Here is a 17449-nt window from a genome sequence, read left to right on the forward strand (position 1 = left end):
TGGGCGGCGACATCCCGGCGGGCGGCGACACCCCGGCGGCGGCCAACAGCCGCCCGGGGCAACCAGCACGCCGGCGGGCGGCTCAGGCCGGCGTGGTCACCGAGACGGTGCCGGTGAAGGCCGACCCGCCGACGGGATTCAGCGCCTGGAGGCGGTAGTGGTAGGTGCGGCCCCGGGCCAGCCCGCTGACGGTGTGGCCGCGCGCGGTACCGGGAACGGTGACGCTGCTGAAACCGGTACTGAAGATCGGATCGGTGCCGCCGTGGAGGACGAAACCGCTGGTGGCGCCCGCCGGCTCCATCCGCCAGCGCAGCTCGATCGCGGCGGTGTCCGGGCCGGAGACGCTCGCGGTGGCGGTGAGGCCCGCCGGTACCTCCGGCACGCCCGGGGCGATCGCGATGGCGATGTTCGACCAGGGTGAGACCGCGCCGAGATAGCGGGTGCGGACCCGGTAGTAGTAGGTGGTCTCCGGGGTCATCGTGGCGTCCACGTGGTCGGTGGCGACCGGTACGCCGGTGGTGGCGAGCCCGCTGGTGAAGGTCGGGTTGGTGGCGCGCTGGATGTCGACACCGGTGGCGAAGGACTGGTTCTGCCACGCCAGCGCCGCCCGCAGCGGCGGGTTGGCGGGGATCGCGACCGTCAGCCCGCTCGGGGCCAGCAGCCCCACCGCCGCGCTGGCGGTGTTCGACCAGGCGGAGTAGCCGGCCTGGTTCTCCGCCCGCAGACGGTAGTGGTACGTGGTCCGGGGCACCACGCTGGCGTCGGTGTACGCGCGGCTGCCCGCCGGTACGGCGAAGCTGGTCCGTCCGGTGGTGAAGGTGGCGTCGGTGGCCCGCTCGATCACGCTGATGGTGGCCGCCGGGCGGGTCGCGTTGTTCGTCCAGACCAGCGCGACCGCCGGCAGCCGGGTCGGGCCGCCCGGCACCGGCGTGGCGGTCAGCCCGGTGGGCTGCGCGGGGCTGACCCGCAGCACCAGCGGGCGCCGGGCGTCGTGTTCCTGGTGGCCGAGGAGCTGGCTCTGCCAGGCGTACTCCCAGCCGAGGTTGGCGACCCGGTTGGTCACGGTCGCCGGCTGCCCCGTCTCCGGGGCGAGCTGGGTGAGGCCCTCGGTGCCGCCGGCGGGCCGGTGCGGGGCGTACGCCCGGACGCTGTCGCCGACCTTGAACGGCAGGCCGGCGGGGAGGACGGGGCGCAGCGCGACCACCACGTCCGTGCGCGGGTCGATCCGTACGGTCTCCTTCCAGCCCAGCTCGTTGCCGTCCGGCGGGTGGATCGCGCCGTCCCAGCCGACCCGGTTGACGACCTGCACGTTGCCCGGCTGGAAGTGCACGAACTGCGTCTCCGGGCCGGTGTTGCTGATCCGCCACAGCTGGGTACCGTCCCCGGCCGAGCCGACCGGCGCGGCCGGGTCGGACGGGAAGACGACCTCCGTGGGCGGATCGACCGAGCGGAGCCCGACGCCGCCCGGACCGGCCGGCGCGTCGACCGGCGGCGCCACGCCGAGCAGGGTGCGCTCGCGCCCGTACGCGGCGTCGAAGGAGCGCTGGATCGTCTTGACGCGCACCGCCAGCGTCACCGGCCCGGTCCCGCCCGACGGGGCGAAGGTGACGGCGCGGTCGTGCACGGCGACCCGTACGTCCCGGCCGGTGGCGGTGCCGAACGCCGGGTCGTAGGCGCGCTGGGGGACGACCGGGGGCGGCTGGCTGGCCGCGTACGCGGCGGGGAGCCGCTCGGCCAGCGGGGCCGGGTCGAACGGCGCCGCCGGTTCGCCGGTCACCTGGAATTGCAGCAGGGTTCGCGTGTTCGGCCCCCAGCCGGGCCGGGTGGGCGGCGCCCCGCCCTGCTCGCGGCGGTCCGGCCCGCCGGTGCGGTGGTCGTACCGGGGGTCGAAGGCCGGCATCGGCGCGGGACAGTCGTTGTAGAGGATCACGTTCGAGCCGGGTGGTACGGCCGAGAAGTCGACCACCACGTCGGCCCGCTCCCCGGGGCCGAGCAGCAGCGTGTGCCCGGTGACGTTGAGCACGCCGCCGTCGCGCCGGTCGTACCCGTAGTCGACCGGCCGGGGGCGCAGCACCACCGGCGCCGGCAGCAGGCCGCCCTCGTTGCCGATCTGGATCCACTCCGGACCGGCCGCGCGGGGGTCCGGCACGCCGCCCTCGCGGGCGTCGGTCGGCCAGTCCGGGGGCAGTTCCCGGCCCGGCGTCGCCGCGACCATCGGTACCTCGCCGGCGGCGGCGTCGGCGAGCGAACCGTCCGGGTGCCACATCGGCCCGTCGGCGGCGGCCCGGTAGAGCTGGAGGTTGAGCGCGCGCTCGGTGCAGGCGTTGAGGATGCGCAACCGGTACGCCCGGGGGCTCACCCGCAGGTACGGGTAGGCGACGCCGTTGACCACCGGGGTGTCCAGGTACGCGGCCGGCACCGCCGACGGCGTCGGGGTGCCCGGCGCCAGCTCCGGCTGCGTCGGGTGGGCGGCCGGATCGTGGTACGGGTTGGGGACCGGGCCGTGCGCCGGCGGCGGCCCGGACGGCCAGCACCAGGGCCCGTAGTCCCAGCGTCCGGTGGGGTTCCGGCCGCTGCCGTGCCCCGGGTTCTGCCGGGGCAGGTAGACGTGCGGGAACCAGAGGCTGCCCCGGTCGCCCCAGCGGGACACGTCCCAGGTCGGGTCCTGGGCGGCCAACTGGGCGGCGTCCGGCACGAACGTCTTGTCCTGGATCACCAGCGGGATCTGCTCGGCCGGCACCGCGCCGTCCGCGACGAGCTGGCGCTCGACCGGGTCCTCCAGCAGGTAGAGCGCGAGCGCCCCGGCGTAGAGGTTGAGCCGGCCGATCCCCTCGGCCTGGTCGTGGAACCAGAGCAGCCGGGCGCTGGCCCGGTTCGGGTAGTACAGGGTCACCGCCCCCGGCCCGGGGTCGGGCATGTCCGGCACGCGGGCGTAGCCGGGCCCGCGCGGGTAGGACGTCTCCTCGCCGGCCGGGGCGAACCACTGCCGCGCCGAGCCGGCGCTGATCCAGGCGGTCGTGGCGCCGGCCAGGTGCAGCACCGCCCGGTTCTGCGGGTACGCCTCGGCGCCGCCGAGCGGGCCGGTGCCGGCCCCGGGCAGGGTCGGGTCCACCGGCAGGAAGAGCCGCCCCGCCGGGCCGGTCGGCAGCCGGTTGACGAACTTCACCCGTACCGGTCGGTCCCGCCGGGCGCGGATCACCGGCCCGAGGTAGCAGGGGCGCGCGGGCGGGGCGACCGTGTTGTGCCCGCCGCGGTCCGTACCGTTGTTGATCTGCCGGTACCCGCGCAGCCGGGTCGCCGGGAGGTCCCGGTGCATCCGCTGGGTGTACTCCTCCAGGGCGATCTCGTAGTAGTCGCTGCCCGGATAGGTCACCGTGTCGGGTACCGCGACCGGCAGATGGTTGCCGAGGTCGTTCGTGCCGGCCGGGCCGAGGCCGGGCAGCGAGTCGACGAACTTGCGGATCCCGGTGCCCCGCTGCACCTCCCCGGACGGGTCGAGCCGGGGCAGCGGGCTGGTGGCGTAGTGCGGGACGGGACCGAAGTAGTCCGGGTGGGCGGAGGGGCTCAGCCCGGCGCCCGGCACCGGGGGATCGGCACCGGTACGGGCCGCCGGTACGGGCGGGTCGGTCGCGGTGCGGCCGGCTCCGGGCTCCTCCCGCCGGCCGGAACGGCCGGTCCACTTCCTGAACATCGCACCCGCCTCCCCCCACCCGCCGGTGGCCCTCCGCGCCCGGCTCCGGCCGGTCGGCGCCGCCCCGCCGCGGCATCGCCTGGTCACCCGCAAACTGACAAACGGCGGGCGCGGGCGGCGGGATACGTGCCGGGGTTGCCGGATGGGGCGGATACCGGCACCGGGGCACAGTCCGGACGCGGTTGGGTGTGACGGCTCGCGACGGAGGCGCCTTCCCGAACACCTTCTCAGGGGGCTGGCTGGCACGACGGGCACCAGTACGTAACCCGTTCGCCCTGCTCCTGGCCACGGACGGGGGTACCGCAGCGCCGGCAGGGCTCGCCGCGGCGGCCGTACACGTAGCTGGTCTGGCCCCGGCGCAGCGAGCCGGTGGTGCTCTGCGCCCAGCGTCCCCGGTTCGCCGCCAGCAGCCGCTGGGCCAGCGCCACGACGCCCGGGAGGTCGGGTACGTCGTGGACCGGGGTCCACGGCCAGAGGCCGCGCAGGAAGAGCAGCTCGCTCTTGTAGAGGTTGCCCACCCCGGCCAGGTTCGCCTGGTCGAGCAGGGCCTCGGCGATGGTCGTGTCCGGGTGCCCGGCCAGCCGGCGTACCGCCTCGGCCGGGTCCCAGTCGGGGCCGAGCAGGTCCGGGCCGAGCCGCCCGACCAGGGTCTCCTCCTCGGCCGTGGGCACCAGCGCCAACTCGTGCAGGTGGTAGCCGACCGCCACCGCGTCGGCGGTGCGCAGCACCACCCGGATCTGGTGGGCCGGGCGGGCCGCCCAGCGCTCGCCCGGGGCGTACGCCCGCCAGGCGCCGTCCATCCGCAGGTGCGAGTGCAGCGTCCGGCGCTGCTCGCCGGCCGGATCGGCGAGTCGTAGCAGCAGGTGCTTGCCCCGGCTCACCGACTCCAGCACCCGCCAGCCGGCCAGGCGCGTCGCGGCGAGCTGCGGTACCCGGAAGTCCGCGGCGGTCAGCCGCCCGCCGGCCAGCGCGCGGTGCAGTGCGCGGGCCGTGTTCCAGACGGTGTCGCCCTCGGGCATCCCCCAATCGTGCCCACCGGCCGCTCCGAACGCCACCACCGCCCGCCGTGCCCGCCCGCCGCGGCTTGCAGGTTTTCTTCTTGACTCCGGACGATGATCGGTGCTTTTCTACACATCGTCGGCCGACGCATCGAAAATCCTCGACCCCGAGCGCCGCCGGAACGGCTGTGGCGGCAAGGAGAACCCCGATGACGTACCGCAGATCCCGTCCGACCCTGGCCGCCCTGGCCGGCACCGTCGTCGCCGTGCTGGCCGCCGCGCCGGCCGTGGCCGCGCCCGCCGCGCCCGCCAGCCCGCCGGCCGAGGGCAACGAGTGGACCGCCGACCTCGGCACCGTCGACGCCGACGACGTCAACGTCGGGACCGGCGCGGCCGGGCTCCGGCTGGCCGACCCGAACCCGTCCCGGGCCGGCCGGCGGGCCGCCGCCGAGGGCATGCTGCTGCTCACCCCGCACCGGCTCGCCACCCCGGCCAACCGGGTACGCGCCGAGCTGGCCGCCGCCGCCCGCCCGGGCGGCGGCGCCGAGGTCGAGGTACGCGGGCTGCGCGGGGCGGACTGGACCGAGTGGCGTACCGCCACCGCGACCGCGCCCGCCGTCTTCGACCGCCCGGTCGACCAGGTCCAGGCGCGGATCGTGCTGACCGCCGAGCGGCCCGAGGCCGCCCCGACCGCCAGCGCCCTGCGGCTGCGCGCCGACTCGGTCGCCGTCACCGCGGCGGCCACCCCCGGGCTGACCTACCAGGTCTACGCCACCCGGGAGGGGCTGGTCGGTGGCATGACCGCCAACGGGCACGTGATCACCTCACGGGACCACTTCGTCTCCTTCCCCTCGGCGCGCAGCCTGTCGCCCAAGAACACCGGCGACTACACGGCGAAGGTCTGCACCACCAGCGGCAGCCGCTGCGAGTACGCGCCGGTCTGGGAGCGCGGCCCGTGGAACCTGCGGGACGACTACTGGAACCCGCCGACCGTCCGCGAGACCTTCGCCGACCTGCCCCAGGGCAAGCCGGAGGCGCAGGCCGCGTACCAGGACGGCTACAACGGCGGCAAGAACGACCGGGGCAGCACGGTGGCCAACCCGGCCGGGATCGACCTGGCCGACGGCACCTTCTGGGACGGGCTGCTGCTCACCAACAACGCCTGGGTGAACGTCTCCTACCTCTGGACCGGCACCGGCTCCCGGGGCACCGTCGGCAGCGGGCCGCTCAACATCCGTAGCGGCCCGGGGACCAGCTACGCGGTCAAGGGCCTGGCCGCGCAGTACGCCAAGGTGCCGATCGAGTGCTGGGTGACCGGTACCTCCGTGGCCGGCCCGTACGGCACCACCACCCGCTGGGACCGGCTCGCCACCGGCGAGTTCGTCAGCCACTCGTACATCTCGGCCACCACCGGCGAGGCCGTACCCGCCTGCTGAGCCCGAACCGCGAACACCGCCCGCCGGACGCTCACCCGACGGGCGGTGTTTTCGCATTGCGCGCGCCGCGACCACCGAAAGGTGGGGCCCGGCGTCACCGGCGAAGACATCAAGCCTGACGGGATTCGCCGGGGACGCCGGGCCCGACCCGGAGCAAAGGCGCGCCGCGCGGCGGGCCCGGCGCGGCCGCGGAACGTCAGGGCTGTTCGTCCGGGCGCGGCGCCCGGACCATCTCCTGGTAGCGCGGGTGGCTGGCGCCGTAGATGGCGAAGTTCAGCCGGGCGTCGGTCAGGCTCAACTCACCGTTCGGCCCGCCCCGCACCACGTCCGCGTCGGGGTCGCCCTGCCCGTCGTTGGTCCAGAAACAGACCGGGCAGGTGCCGGCCCCGGTCCGGTAACCGCAGCAGGGACAGAGTTCGACGTCGATCGAGTGCTGAGCCACGGACTAGAGCATTCCACAGCGGGCGGGACCGGCGCGCCATCGACATCCGCGTTTCGCCCTCAATGATCGACTGTGTCCCGAGGGGCGGGATCGGGCGCGTCGGCGACCCGGATGATCTCGCCTGGGGCGACCCCGAGCCGCCGGTCGGCGCGGCCGGTGTTGACCGCGATCGCGACCAGGCCGGCGGAGTCGGGATAGACGACCAGCTCGCCCACGGGCACCTCGCCGAACGTGCTGGCCCGGGTCGCGCGCAGCGGCCCCACCAGCAGCGCGCGCCCCAGCCGTGCCAGGCTCGCCGCCGGGGCGGCGAGCTGTACGTTGCCGAAGTGGTCCACCGTCAGCACCTGGGCCTCCAGCCACCCGTCGCCGCTGGCGACCACCGGTTCCGGGAGCCGGACCAGGCTCGCCGGGTCGATCGCGGTACCGGCGGCGGCCAGCGGCGCGCCGAGCGCCAGCCGCGCCGCCGCCGGGGCGAAGACGTCCCGGCCGTGGAAGGTGGCCGAGACGCCGGCCGGGAACCACTCGGGGTTGGTCAGCTCCACCGCGGCGTCCACCCCGCCCAGTGTCTCCGCCGCCCACGGCAGCAGCCCGTTGTCCGGCCCGACGAGCACCCCGCCGGGCGTACCGACCGCCACCCCGCGCCGGGCGGTACCCACGCCGGGGTCGACCACGGCGACGTGCACCGCCGGCGGCAGGTACCCGACGGTCTGGGCCAACACCGCCGCGCCCCGGGTCACGTCGGCCGGCGGTATCTCGTGCGTGACGTCGATGACCCGTACCGCCGGGGCGATCCGGGCGATCACCCCGTGGCAGGCGGCGACGAAACCGTCGGAGCGGCCGTAGTCGGTGGTGAGGCTGATCCAGCCGTAACCGGACACGACGGCGTCGCTCAGCCGAGCTGCGGGAGGACCTCGCCCGCGATCAGGTCGAGGTGGTCCAGGTCGGCCAGGTCGAGGATCTGCAGGAAGAACCGGCTCGCGCCGAGCTCGGCCCACTGCCCGATCTGGTCGACCACCTGGTCCGGGCTGCCGTACAGCGGCGGGGTCCAGCCGATCTTCTCGGCCCGCTCCTTGGCCTGCGCGTCGGTGCGGGCGACCGCGATGGGCTGGGCGGCCGAGAAGACCAGCGGCGCGCGCCCGGACCCGGCCCGGTCCACCCGCTCGCAGGCCGCCGTCACCCGCTCGTACATCTGGCGGGTCTCGTCCAGCGGGCGGAACGGGACGTTGAACTCGTCGGCGTACCGGGCGGCCAGGTCGGGGGTACGGCGCGGTCCGGCGCCACCGATGATCACCGGCGGGGCGGGGTGCTGGGCCGGCTTCGGCAGCGCGGGCGAGTCGGTGAGCTGGTAGTGCTCGCCGTGGTAGCTGAAGCGCTCGCCCTCCGGCGTACGCCACAGCCCGGTGACGATGGCGAGCTGCTCCTCCAGCCGGTCGAACCGCTCCCGCACCGGCGGAAAGGGGATGCCGTACGCGGTGTGCTCGGCCTCGAACCAGCCCGCGCCCAGCCCCAGCTCGACCCGCCCCCCGCTCATCTGGTCCACCTGCGCCACGGTGATCGCCAGCGGCCCGGGCAGCCGGAAGGTGGCCGAGGTGACCAGCGTGCCGAGCCGGATCCGGCTGGTCTGCACCGCCAGGCCGGCGAGCGTGGCCCAGGCGTCGCTGGGGCCGGGCAGCCCGGAGGCGTCGCCCATCGCGACGAAGTGGTCCGACCGGAAGTAGCCGTCGAAGCCCAGCTCCTCGGCGTGCTGGGCGACCCGCAGCTGCTCCGCGTAGGAGGCGCCCTGCTGGGGCTCGGTGAAGATGACCAAACGCATGCCGTCACCTTCGCACGCCCGCCGGGCGCACCGGCGTCAGGGGCCGCCCGGCGGCGCCGGTGTCGCGGCCCCGGCGCCCGACGCGCTGACGTACGCGCTGAGCACCTCGTCGGCCACCGCCTGCCGCATCCGCGCCGCCTGATGCCGGGTGATACGACGGTTTACGCCCCATCTGTCAGGGCAGTTGACACCGATGACCAACTCACGAAACAGCCAGCAGGGACCGTCCTTCAGCCTGAAATCGGTCGACCACGTCGGCATCTCCGTCGCCGACCTCGATCGCTCGGTACCGTTCTACGAGGCGCTGACCGGCATCGCGCCCGCGGTCCGGGACGAGACCATCGAGGGGCCCGGATTCGCCCGGGGCGCCGGGCTGCCGGTGACGAAGCTGCGGTACGCGACGTTCCACCTGACGAACCTCAACCTCGACGTCATCGAGTTCCAGGAGCCGAGGGGTGAGCCGGTGCCGGCCACGGCCAACCGGCCAGGGTCGATGCACCTCTGCTTCGAGGTCGAGAACCTGGCGGACGTGTACGCCCGGATGCGACAGGCCGGCGTCGAGTTCCTCGGTGAGCCGTACCGGTTTGCCGACGAGGAGGTGTCGGCCAAGGACGCGGTCGGCACCGAGGTGGCGTACTTCAACGACCCGGATGGCAACAACCTCGAACTGATCACACCCCGCGGCGGCTTCGTCCGGGGCGGCTGACCCACCCGGGGCGGCGCGACGATGCCGGTCATCCCGCCGCGCCGCCCCTGGGCCTTCCTCCGGTCAGGCGCATGGCCCGAGCCCCGGTGCGTCGCCCGGAAGTCGGCGGCCGTGAGCGCGTCGCGCGGCGGCGAGGCGGCCACCGACCGGTGGGTGCCGTGCCCGCCCCCCCGACCGGGCCCGGCACCCACCGTCACCGTCCGAAGGCTTCCTTCGCGTACGCCTCCAGGGTGCGCGGCGGGTTGCCGGTGAGCCGCCGGAAGTCGTCGGTGACGGCCGAGAACACCCCGGCCCGGACCAGTACGAACAGGTGCATCATGTGGTCGACCCAGGCGTCGGGGCGGCCGGACCGGGCGAAGTGGGCCCGGTGCGCGGTGAGGTCCGCGTCGACGTGCCGGATGGGGCGGCCCGAGGCCCGGCTCAGCACCTCGGCCACCTCGCCGAAGGTCACCGCCTCCGGGCCGGTCAGGGTGTAGCCCTGCCCGTCGTGCCCGTCCTCGGTCAGTACGGTCACGGTGGCGTCGGCGACGTCCCGGGTGTCGACGAAGCTGACCACCCGGTCGCCGCTGCCGGCGTACAGTTCGTTCTCCTCGCGGATCGCCCGGGCGTAGACCCACTCGTCCTCGTCGAAGTTCTGCATGAGCCAGTTCGGCCGCAGGATGGTCCACGCCTTCCCGGAGTTCCGCACCACCCGCTCCAGGACGTGCCGTGGCGCGTCGACCGGCGAACGGTCGACACCCATCGCCGTCATGAGCACCACGCGCCGGGCGTTCGGCGCCGAGTCGAGCAGCCGGGCGAACATGTCCCCGCTGTTGTCGTCGTCGGAGTCCAGCCCCTTGAGGAACAGCGTGTCGGCGTCGCCCAGCGCTCCCGACCAGGTCGTCGGGTCGTACCAGTCGAAGCGCACCGGGGTCACGCCGGGTGACGGTTCTCCGGGGTGCCGGCTCGCCGCCCGTACCGGTATCCCGGCGGTCGCCAGGGCCGCCACGACCCGCCGGCCGACCTTGCCCGTGGCGCCCTCTATCCAGACGGTCATCGCGTCTCCCACTCTCTAGCGGTTGCCTGTGACCACCAAGCTAGGCGGCAGTGGCGAGACGAAAAATGGTTGTCACGCTCCTGAGATTGTCCTTCCGTCTCGCCATCGAAGACGGCTACTGTTCCGTCATGGACGTGCTCGCGGACATCCTCAGCGCCATGCGGGTCGGCCGGCCGGTCGCCGCGCACACCGAGGCGCGCGCGCCCTGGGGGCTGCGCTTCGGCCACGTCACCGGCGCCGCGTTCCACGTCGTCCTCCAGGGCACCTGCTGGCTGACGCCGCTGCCGGACAGCGCCGAGTTCGAGCCGGTCGCGCTCGGCCCTGGCGACGTGGTGCTGCTCGGGCGCGGCGCCACGCACGCCGTCGTCTCGGAGCCCGACGTCCCGCTCACGGACTTCGCGCCGTCCCGCAGCTCGCCGTCGGCGCCGCTCGGCCGGGTGGTCCTGCCGGGTCCGGGCGGCCGGTCGACCATCGTCTGCGGCGCCTACCGGCTGCACCGGCACAACCCGCACCCGCTGCTGCGCGATCTGCCCGAGGTGATGCACCTGTCCGCGCTGCCCGGCCGGCACCGGGGCCTGCGCGCGATGGTCGAACTGCTCGGCGAGGAGCTGGCACACGAGCCGCCGGGCGCGACGGTGGTGACACCGGCACTGGTCGACGCCCTGCTGGTGTACATGCTGCGGGCCTGGCTGGCCGACGGCGACAACGCGGGCGGGTGGTCGGCGGCGCTGGCCGATCCGGTCACCTCGCGGGCGCTGGCCGCCATCCACGCCGAACCCGCGCACCCCTGGACGGTCGAGAAACTGGCCGACACGGCGCGGCTGTCCCGGGCCGCCTTCGCCCGCCGCTTCACCACGCTCGTCGGCGAGCCGCCGCTGACGTACCTCACGCGCTGGCGGATGACCACCGCCGCGCGGCTGCTCCGCGACACCGACAAGACCCTCGGGCAGGTGGCGGTCGCCGTCGGGTACGGTTCCGCGTTCGCGTTCGCCAAGGCATTCCGGCGCGAGTACGCCACCACGCCGGGCACCTACCGCGGTACGAGCCGGATCGGCGCGTCCCCCGGGCGGGCCCGCGCCCGCTGAGCCGTCCCTCAGCCTGAGCGGCGGAGCCGGAGTCCGGGCGGCGTGCCGGGCCGCTCAGCCGCGCAGCCGCAGCCCGCGCGGGGTGGCGCGGAAGCCGGCGGCGGTCAGCGCGTCGCGTAGCGGCGAGGCGGCCACCGGTTCGCCGTCGGCGCGCTCCACCGAGACCGCCCCGAGCGCGCCCGAGTGCACCGCGTCGGCGAGCGCCTTGGCGGCCGCGGCCAGCGCGTCCGGGTCGTCGGCGAAGGAGAGGACGGTACGTCCGCCGCGCTCGACGTAGAGCACCAGCGCGCCGCCGACCAGCACCACCAGGGCGCCCGCCTTGCGTCCGGCCCGGTGCCCGCCGGCCGGCGTCGCCGTACCGTCGCCGGAGTCGACGACGCGCTCCGGCCAGGGCAGCGCGGCGCCGTACGGGTTCGCCGGGTCGGTGGCGGCGAGGACCAGTGGGTTCCCGCCGGTCGCCCGGCCGGTCTCGACCGGCTCGGCCAGCGCGCGGAGCCGGTCGACCGCCCCCGCCACCGCGAACTGGGCGGCGCCGAGCCCCTCGACGAAGTAGCCGCGCCGGGCCGCCCCGCGCTCCTCCAGCGCGGCCAGCACCGGATAGACCGCCGCGAAGCCGCCGGTGATCCCCTCGGCGGCGACCGCGCCGCGGGTGACCACGCCGTGCCGTTCGAGCAGCACGTCGGCGAGGGCCGCCGCCCGCCGGGTCGGATCGGCGTCGCGTTCGGGCAGGCGGGACCAGCGGCCGGCGACGGTGGGCGGGCCGCCCCGGGCGGGCAGCACCGCGCGCCCCGGCCGGCGGTACCGGGTGCGCGGCGCGCCGGGCCTGGCCCGGTGGGCGCCGCCGCCGCTGAGTACCGCGCGCAGCGGGGCGAGCGTGTCGTTGGTGATCCATCCGCCCCAGACCAGGTCCCAGAGCGCCGCGACCAGCGTGGCGTCGTCCGGGGCGCCGATCCGGCCGGCCGCGTCGTCGGCGCCGGCCGCCTGGTACCCGGTGGCGCCGGACCGGTCGGCGGACGCGGCGGCGGCGACCCGGTCGGCGAGGGCACGGAAGAAGAGCGCCTGCCCGCCGTCGAGCGCGTCGAGCACCGCCCGGTGCAGCGGGGTCAGCGCGAGTGCCTCGTCGGGCGGGGGCAGCAGCAGCGGGGCGGTGTCGGCGTACGCCAGCGTCACCCAGCCGTCGCCGCCCGCGATCGCGCCCGAGCCGGCCCAGACGACCTCGCCGCTGGCGCAGAGCTCGTCCAGGTAGGCGGGGGAGTAGTCGGCCACCCGGCCGGGCAGCACCAGGCGCTCCAGTGCCGAAGCCGGCACCGCCACCCCCTGCAACTGCTCCAGCGCGGCGGCGACCGCCTCCACGCCCCGGGCCGACGAGCCCAGCTGCTGCCAGCGGGGCAGGAAGGCGGCGAGCGCCCGGGGCGGTACCGGCTCGATCTCCCGCCGCAGCGCGGCGAGCGACCGGCGCCGCAGCAGCCGCAGCACCTCCGCGTCGCACCACTCCAGCCCGCCCGGCACGGCGACCGGGGTCGCGCCGGCGTCCGCGCCCGCGTTCACCTCCGGCACCGCGCCGAAGAGCGGCGAGAACTCACCGGAGACGACCCGGCCGGTCGCCGCGAGCCGGCGCAGCGCCTGTTCCACCACGAAGACCCCGAGCCCGAAGCGGGCCGCGCAGGTCGCCGCCCGGAACGGCCCGTGCGTACGCGCGTAGCGGGCGACCAGGTCGCCGAGCGGATCGGCGACCGGTTCCAGGTACGCGGTGGCGACCCCGACCGGAAGCGCCACGCCGAGCGCGTCGCGCATCCGCCCCGCGTCCTCCACGCCGATCCAGCGCTCCTCGCCGGCGACCCGGACCCGCAGCACCCGGCGGGCGGCGGCCAGCTCCGTCAGCCAGGCCGGTTCGGCGCCCCGCTCGGCCAGCTCGGCGTCGGAGAGGTCACCGAGCAGCCGGAGCAGCTCCACCACGTCCTCGGCGTCGCGCGGTCGCCGCTCGTCGGTGAGCCACCGCAACCGCCGCTCCGTCTCGGCCACCACCGCCGGCTCCAGCAGCTCGCGCAGGTCGACCCGGCCGAGCAGCTCGCCCAGGAGCGCGGAGTCCAACGCCAGCGCGGCGGCCCGGCGCTCGGCCAGCGGGGCGTCGCCCTCGTAGAGGAAGGCGCCGACGTAGCCGAAGAGCAGCGACCGGGCGAACGGCGAGGGCTGCGGGGTCTCCACCTCGACCAGACGTACCCGGCGGCCGGCCAGCTCCCGCATCAGCGCGGTGAGCCCCGGCACGTCGAAGACGTCCTGGAGGCATTCCCGGGCCGCCTCCAGGGTGATCGGGAACTCCGGGTACTCGCGGGCGACGTCGAGCAGCTGCGCGGCGCGCTGCCGCTGCTGCCAGAGCGGCTGGCGGCGGCGCGGGTCGCGGCGGGGCAGCAGCAGCGCCCGGGCGGCGCACTCGCGGAACCGGGCGGCGAACATGGCCGAGGTGCCGACCGACTCCTCGACCAGCCGGGCGATCTCGTCCGGGTCGAAGGCGACCAGCTCCGCGCCGGGCGGCGCGTCGGCGGTGTCGGGCAGCCGCACCACGATCCCGTCGTCGGAGGGGACCACCTGGGCGTCGACGCCGTACCGCTCGGCGAGGCGGCGGCCGATGGCCAGCGCCCACGGGCCGTTCACCCGGGCGCCGAGGACACAGTGGACGGCCAACCGCCAGTCGCCCAGCTCGTCGCGGAACCGCTCGACCACCACCGTACGGTCGTCGGGCAGCGCCCGGGTGGCCTCCCGCTGCTCGCGCAGGTAGTTCAGCAGGTTGCCGGCGGCCCACTCGTCCAGTCCGCCCGCGCGCAGCGCCGCCGTGGCGGTGTCCTCGTCCTGCCGGACCAGGGCGCGCAGCCGGCCGCCGATGGCCTTGCCCAGCTCGACCGGCCGGCCCAGCGACTCGCCCTTCCAGAACGGCATCCGGGCCGCCTGGCCGGGCGCGGGGGAGACCAACACCCGGTCGGGGGTGATGTCCTCGATCCGCCACGATGAGGAGCCGAGCAGGAAGACGTCGCCGACACGCGACTCGTAGACCATCTCCTCGTCCAGCTCGCCGACCCGGGCGGCCCGCTCCGCGCCGGCCAGGAAGACTCCGAAGAGGCCCCGGTCGGGGATGGTGCCGCCGCTGGTGACGGCGAGCCGCTGGGCGCCGGGCCGGCCGCTGAGCAGGTCGGTGGCGCGGTCCCAGACCAGGCGCGGGCGCAGCTCGGCGAAGGCGGTGGAGGGGTACCGGCCGGAGAGCATGTCCAGCACGGCGTGCAGCGCCGAGTCGGGCAGCTCCGCGAAGGGCGCCGCGCGGCGTACCAGGGTGGCGAGGTCGCCGAGGCGCCACGGGTCGAGCGAGACCATCGCGACGATCTGCTGGGCGAGCACGTCGAGCGGGTTGCGCGGATAGCGCAGCTCCTCGATCGCCCCGTCGACCATCCGCTCGGCGACCACCGCGCAGGAGAGCAGGTCGCCGCGGTGCTTCGGGAAGACGACCCCCCGGGAGACCGCCCCGACCTGGTGCCCGGCCCGGCCCACCCGTTGCAGACCGGCGGCGACGCTGGGCGGCGCCTCGATCTGGACGACCAGGTCGACCGCGCCCATGTCGATGCCGAGCTCCAGGCTGGAGGTGGCGACCACGGCCGGGAGCTGCCCCGACTTGAGCGCCTCCTCGATGTGCTTGCGCTCCTCCCGGGAGACGCTGCCGTGGTGGGCGCGGGCGATGACCGGTGCCGCGCCGCCGGCCGTACCGGACTGGGCCATCACCTCGGCGGGCGGCCGTGCCGACGGTGCCGGCGCGATGCCGGCGTCCGCGGCGGCCAGCTCGTTGAGGCGGGCGCAGAGCCGTTCGGCGCCTCGGCGCGAGTTGGTGAAGACGATGGTCGAGCGGTGTTGGCGGATCAGCCCGTAGACCCGCTCCTCGACCGCCGGCCAGATCGACGCGCGGCGGGGTACGCCCAGTTCGTCGTCGAGCGGCGTCTCCTGCTCGTCGAGGCGGGTCATGTCCTCGACCGGTACCTCGACGCTGACCTCGATCGTCTTGGCGGTCGGGGGCGTGACCACCTCGACCGGGTGGGCGCCGCCGAGGAAGCGAGCCGTCTCCTCGATCGGCCGTACCGTGGCGGAGAGCCCGATCCGCTGGGCCGGCCGGGGCAGCAGCTCGTCCAGCCGCTCCAGCGAGAGCGCCAGGTGGGCGCCGCGCTTGGTGGCGGCCACCGCGTGCACCTCGTCGACGATGACGGTCTCGACGCCGCGCAGCGCGTCCCGCGCCGACGAGGTGAGCAGCAGGAAGAGCGACTCGGGCGTGGTGATCAGGATGTCCGGCGGGGTACGGGCGAACGCGCGGCGCTCGTCGGCCGGGGTGTCGCCGGTACGCATGCCGACGGTGATCTCGGGCGGCGGCATGCCGAGCCGGACGGCCGCGTGCCGGATGCCGGCGAGCGGGGCGCGCAGGTTGCGTTCGACGTCGACGGCGAGGGCCTTCAGCGGGCTGACGTAGAGCACCCGGCACCGGCGCTGCCGGTCCTCCGGCGGAGGCGTCGCCGCGAGCCGGTCGAGCGACCAGAGGAAGGCCGCGAGGGTCTTGCCGGAGCCGGTCGGCGCGACGACGAGGGCATTGCGGCCGGCGCCGACCGCCCGCCAGGCCCCCGCCTGCGCGCCGGTCGGGGCGGCGAAGGCGGCGCCGAACCAGGTGCGGGTCGCCTCCCCGAAGCGGGCCAGTACGTCGTCCACGACTCCTATCCTGCCTGGCCGCTCCGACAACCCGGGGATAGCACCATCTTTGGCCGGTTCTATGGCATTAAGTCTTACTTAACTGCTTGCTAGTGGCGCGCGACCTACAGTAACTTCTCTCGCGACTGCCGGGTACTGGAGGAGGCCGGATGACCGTCGTTCGGCGAGAGAGCCAGCCGGCAACGGATGTGCTCATCCGCAAGGTGGACAGCCACCTCGCCGCCGTACGCCCGGGACTCCGCGGCCCCGACCTCGAACTGGCCGAACGGCTCGCGGCCAGCCTGCGCGCCCTGGTCGTGGAGACCACCCAGGCGAGCGCCGCCGACCGGGCCCGGGTACGCGCCGCCGTGCACTACTTCGTGCTGCGCCGGGAGAGCCTGGATCAGCTGCTGCCGGTACGCTCGCTCGCCGCCGCCCAGCGCGTGGTGAACAAGGTGGTGGTGCAGCTCGGCCGCCCCGACCTGCTGGTGGAGCCCCGCCGCACCCCCTGACCTCGCCCCGCCTCGCCGATCTAGGGTAAATCAGCGTTGTTTGATCTCCAATCACCGCGATTTGCCCTAGATCGACGGCGGCCGGTGCCCGGCGGTGCGCGCGAGGGCTTGACTCTGACACCGTGTCAGGCCCGAGCGTAGGTGGTGCCATGTTCAACATCGGAGACTTCGCCGCCCTGGGCCGGGTGTCGGTCCGCATGCTGCGGCACTACGACGCCATCGGTCTGCTCCGGCCCGCCCGGGTCGATCCGGCGACCGGCTACCGCTACTACGCCGCCGACCAGCTCTCCCGGCTCAACCGGGTGATCGCCCTCAAGGACCTCGGCTTCACGCTGCAACAGGTGCAGGCGGTGCTGGAGGAGAAGGTCGACGTGACGGAGCTGCGCGGCATGCTCCGGCTGCGCCGGGCGCAGCTGGCCGACCAGCTCGCGGCGGACACCGCCCGGCTGCTCCGGGTCGAGGCGAGGCTCCGGCTGATCGAAAGCGAGGGACACATGGACACCGCCGAGGTCGTACTCCGGCGGGTGCCGGCGATCCGCGTCGCCGAGCTCTCCGCCGTCGCGGCCAGCTACGCGCCGGAGCACATCGGGCCGGCGCTCACGCCGCTCTATCCGCAGCTGCTGGATCGGATGCGCCGGGCCGGGACGGAGATGACCGGCGCGCCGATCGCGTACTACGACGGCGCGCCGGACGCGTCCGCCGACGCCGTCACCGTGCACGCCGCGTTCCCGGTCTCGGCCGTGCCGGCCGCCGACCCCAATCTCACCGTGGTCGAGCTGCCCGGCATCGAGTACGCGGCGACGTTGGTCCATCACGGCCCGATGGACGACGCCGACCGGAGCATGCAGGTGCTGGCCCGGTGGATCGACGACAACGGGTACCGGCCGGTCGGCGCGGGCTACGCCCGCGAGGTCTACCTGGACTACCACGCCGACCGGCCGGAGGAGGGCGTGACCGAACTCCAGATCGCCGTCACCCGCCCCTGACCTCGTCGATCTAGGGCAAATCAGCGTTGTTTGA

At 75.2% G+C, this 17449-nt stretch carries 13 protein-coding genes; 6 read left to right on the plus strand and 7 right to left on the minus strand.

Annotated elements, in window-relative coordinates; translation table 11 throughout:
* Nucleotides 1-82: 82 nt before the first annotated feature.
* The gene (locus tag AB0J86_RS21175) at nt 83-3691 is read right to left on the minus strand and encodes a hypothetical protein (RefSeq protein WP_363859275.1); all 3609 of its coding nucleotides are present in this window, start codon (nt 3689-3691) and stop codon (nt 83-85) included.
* 227 nt (nt 3692-3918) lie between these two features.
* Complete coding sequence (locus tag AB0J86_RS21180) at nt 3919-4710, minus strand: DNA-formamidopyrimidine glycosylase family protein (RefSeq protein ID WP_363859276.1); 792 nt, start codon at nt 4708-4710, stop codon at nt 3919-3921.
* Between the two features lie 188 nt (nt 4711-4898).
* Here AB0J86_RS21180 and AB0J86_RS21185 point away from each other — a divergent pair, with 188 nt between their 5' ends.
* The gene (locus AB0J86_RS21185) at nt 4899-6125 is read left to right on the plus strand and encodes a hypothetical protein (RefSeq protein ID WP_363859277.1); all 1227 of its coding nucleotides are present in this window, start codon (nt 4899-4901) and stop codon (nt 6123-6125) included.
* A gap of 196 nt (nt 6126-6321) precedes the next feature.
* On the opposite strand, the gene AB0J86_RS21190 is transcribed toward AB0J86_RS21185, so the two are convergent.
* From AB0J86_RS21190 to AB0J86_RS21200, 3 genes are read right to left on the minus strand one after another with little or no spacing between them, the layout of a single operon-like run.
* Nucleotides 6322-6567 (minus strand): CPCC family cysteine-rich protein, encoded by a 246-nt coding sequence (locus AB0J86_RS21190; RefSeq protein WP_363859278.1) that lies wholly within the window; start codon nt 6565-6567, stop codon nt 6322-6324.
* 59 nt (nt 6568-6626) lie between these two features.
* Entirely contained in the window at nt 6627-7445 is an 819-nt protein-coding gene (locus tag AB0J86_RS21195) for an SAM-dependent chlorinase/fluorinase (RefSeq protein ID WP_363859279.1), read from the minus strand.
* Nucleotides 7446-7456: 11 nt separating this feature from the next.
* Entirely contained in the window at nt 7457-8380 is a 924-nt protein-coding gene (locus AB0J86_RS21200) for an LLM class F420-dependent oxidoreductase (RefSeq protein ID WP_363859280.1), read from the minus strand.
* Here AB0J86_RS21200 and AB0J86_RS21205 point away from each other — a divergent pair.
* Together AB0J86_RS21205 and AB0J86_RS21210 are read left to right on the plus strand one after the other, a co-directional pair.
* Nucleotides 8379-8522, plus strand: coding sequence for a hypothetical protein (locus AB0J86_RS21205; protein WP_363859281.1), 144 nt, complete (start codon nt 8379-8381; stop codon nt 8520-8522). The two genes, AB0J86_RS21200 and AB0J86_RS21205, sit on opposite strands and share 2 nt — an antisense overlap.
* Before the next feature lie 51 nt (nt 8523-8573).
* Complete coding sequence (locus tag AB0J86_RS21210) at nt 8574-9086, plus strand: VOC family protein (RefSeq protein ID WP_363859282.1); 513 nt, start codon at nt 8574-8576, stop codon at nt 9084-9086.
* Nucleotides 9087-9279: 193 nt separating this feature from the next.
* On the opposite strand, the gene AB0J86_RS21215 is transcribed toward AB0J86_RS21210, so the two are convergent.
* Nucleotides 9280-10122 carry an NAD(P)H-binding protein gene (locus AB0J86_RS21215; RefSeq protein WP_363859283.1) on the minus strand — a complete coding sequence of 281 codons (843 nt, stop codon included), beginning with the start codon at nt 10120-10122 and terminating at the stop codon, nt 9280-9282.
* A 128-nt stretch (nt 10123-10250) separates the two neighbouring features.
* Here AB0J86_RS21215 and AB0J86_RS21220 point away from each other — a divergent pair, with 128 nt between their 5' ends.
* Complete coding sequence (locus AB0J86_RS21220) at nt 10251-11207, plus strand: AraC family transcriptional regulator (protein WP_363859284.1); 957 nt, start codon at nt 10251-10253, stop codon at nt 11205-11207.
* Nucleotides 11208-11261: 54 nt separating this feature from the next.
* Here AB0J86_RS21220 and AB0J86_RS21225 read toward each other — a convergent pair whose 3' ends face one another.
* A complete protein-coding gene (locus tag AB0J86_RS21225) occupies nt 11262-15938 on the minus strand; it encodes an ATP-dependent helicase (RefSeq protein WP_363859285.1) in 4677 nt (1558 codons plus the stop codon).
* A 149-nt stretch (nt 15939-16087) separates the two neighbouring features.
* Between AB0J86_RS21225 and AB0J86_RS21230 the strand changes: the two genes are divergently transcribed.
* Both AB0J86_RS21230 and AB0J86_RS21235 read left to right on the plus strand, forming a co-directional pair.
* The gene (locus AB0J86_RS21230; RefSeq protein WP_363859286.1) at nt 16088-16429 is read left to right on the plus strand and encodes a hypothetical protein; all 342 of its coding nucleotides are present in this window, start codon (nt 16088-16090) and stop codon (nt 16427-16429) included.
* Between the two features lie 149 nt (nt 16430-16578).
* On the plus strand, nt 16579-17415 hold the full coding sequence (locus AB0J86_RS21235) for a MerR family transcriptional regulator (RefSeq protein WP_363859287.1): 837 nt from the start codon (nt 16579-16581) through the stop codon (nt 17413-17415).
* Nucleotides 17416-17449: the final 34 nt, after the last annotated feature.

Source organism: Micromonospora sp. NPDC049559 (genome assembly GCF_040676675.1).
Taxonomy (GTDB): Bacteria; Actinomycetota; Actinomycetes; order Mycobacteriales; family Micromonosporaceae; genus JBFAPK01.

Bases quoted from the DNA above. Each gene is read 5' to 3' on its own strand.
- AB0J86_RS21175 (WP_363859275.1), bottom strand. From the start codon at position 3,691: ATGTTCAGGAAGTGGACCGGCCGTTCCGGCCGGCGGGAGGAGCCCGGA.
- AB0J86_RS21200 (WP_363859280.1), bottom strand. From the start codon at position 8,380: ATGCGTTTGGTCATCTTCACCGAGCCCCAGCAGGGCGCCTCCTACGCG.
- AB0J86_RS21220 (WP_363859284.1), top strand. From the start codon at position 10,251: ATGGACGTGCTCGCGGACATCCTCAGCGCCATGCGGGTCGGCCGGCCG.
- AB0J86_RS21185 (WP_363859277.1), top strand. From the start codon at position 4,899: ATGACGTACCGCAGATCCCGTCCGACCCTGGCCGCCCTGGCCGGCACC.
- AB0J86_RS21230 (WP_363859286.1), top strand. From the start codon at position 16,088: ATGACCGTCGTTCGGCGAGAGAGCCAGCCGGCAACGGATGTGCTCATC.
- AB0J86_RS21215 (WP_363859283.1), bottom strand. From the start codon at position 10,122: ATGACCGTCTGGATAGAGGGCGCCACGGGCAAGGTCGGCCGGCGGGTC.
- AB0J86_RS21180 (WP_363859276.1), bottom strand. From the start codon at position 4,710: ATGCCCGAGGGCGACACCGTCTGGAACACGGCCCGCGCACTGCACCGC.
- AB0J86_RS21210 (WP_363859282.1), top strand. From the start codon at position 8,574: ATGACCAACTCACGAAACAGCCAGCAGGGACCGTCCTTCAGCCTGAAA.
- AB0J86_RS21235 (WP_363859287.1), top strand. From the start codon at position 16,579: ATGTTCAACATCGGAGACTTCGCCGCCCTGGGCCGGGTGTCGGTCCGC.
- AB0J86_RS21205 (WP_363859281.1), top strand. From the start codon at position 8,379: ATGCCGTCACCTTCGCACGCCCGCCGGGCGCACCGGCGTCAGGGGCCG.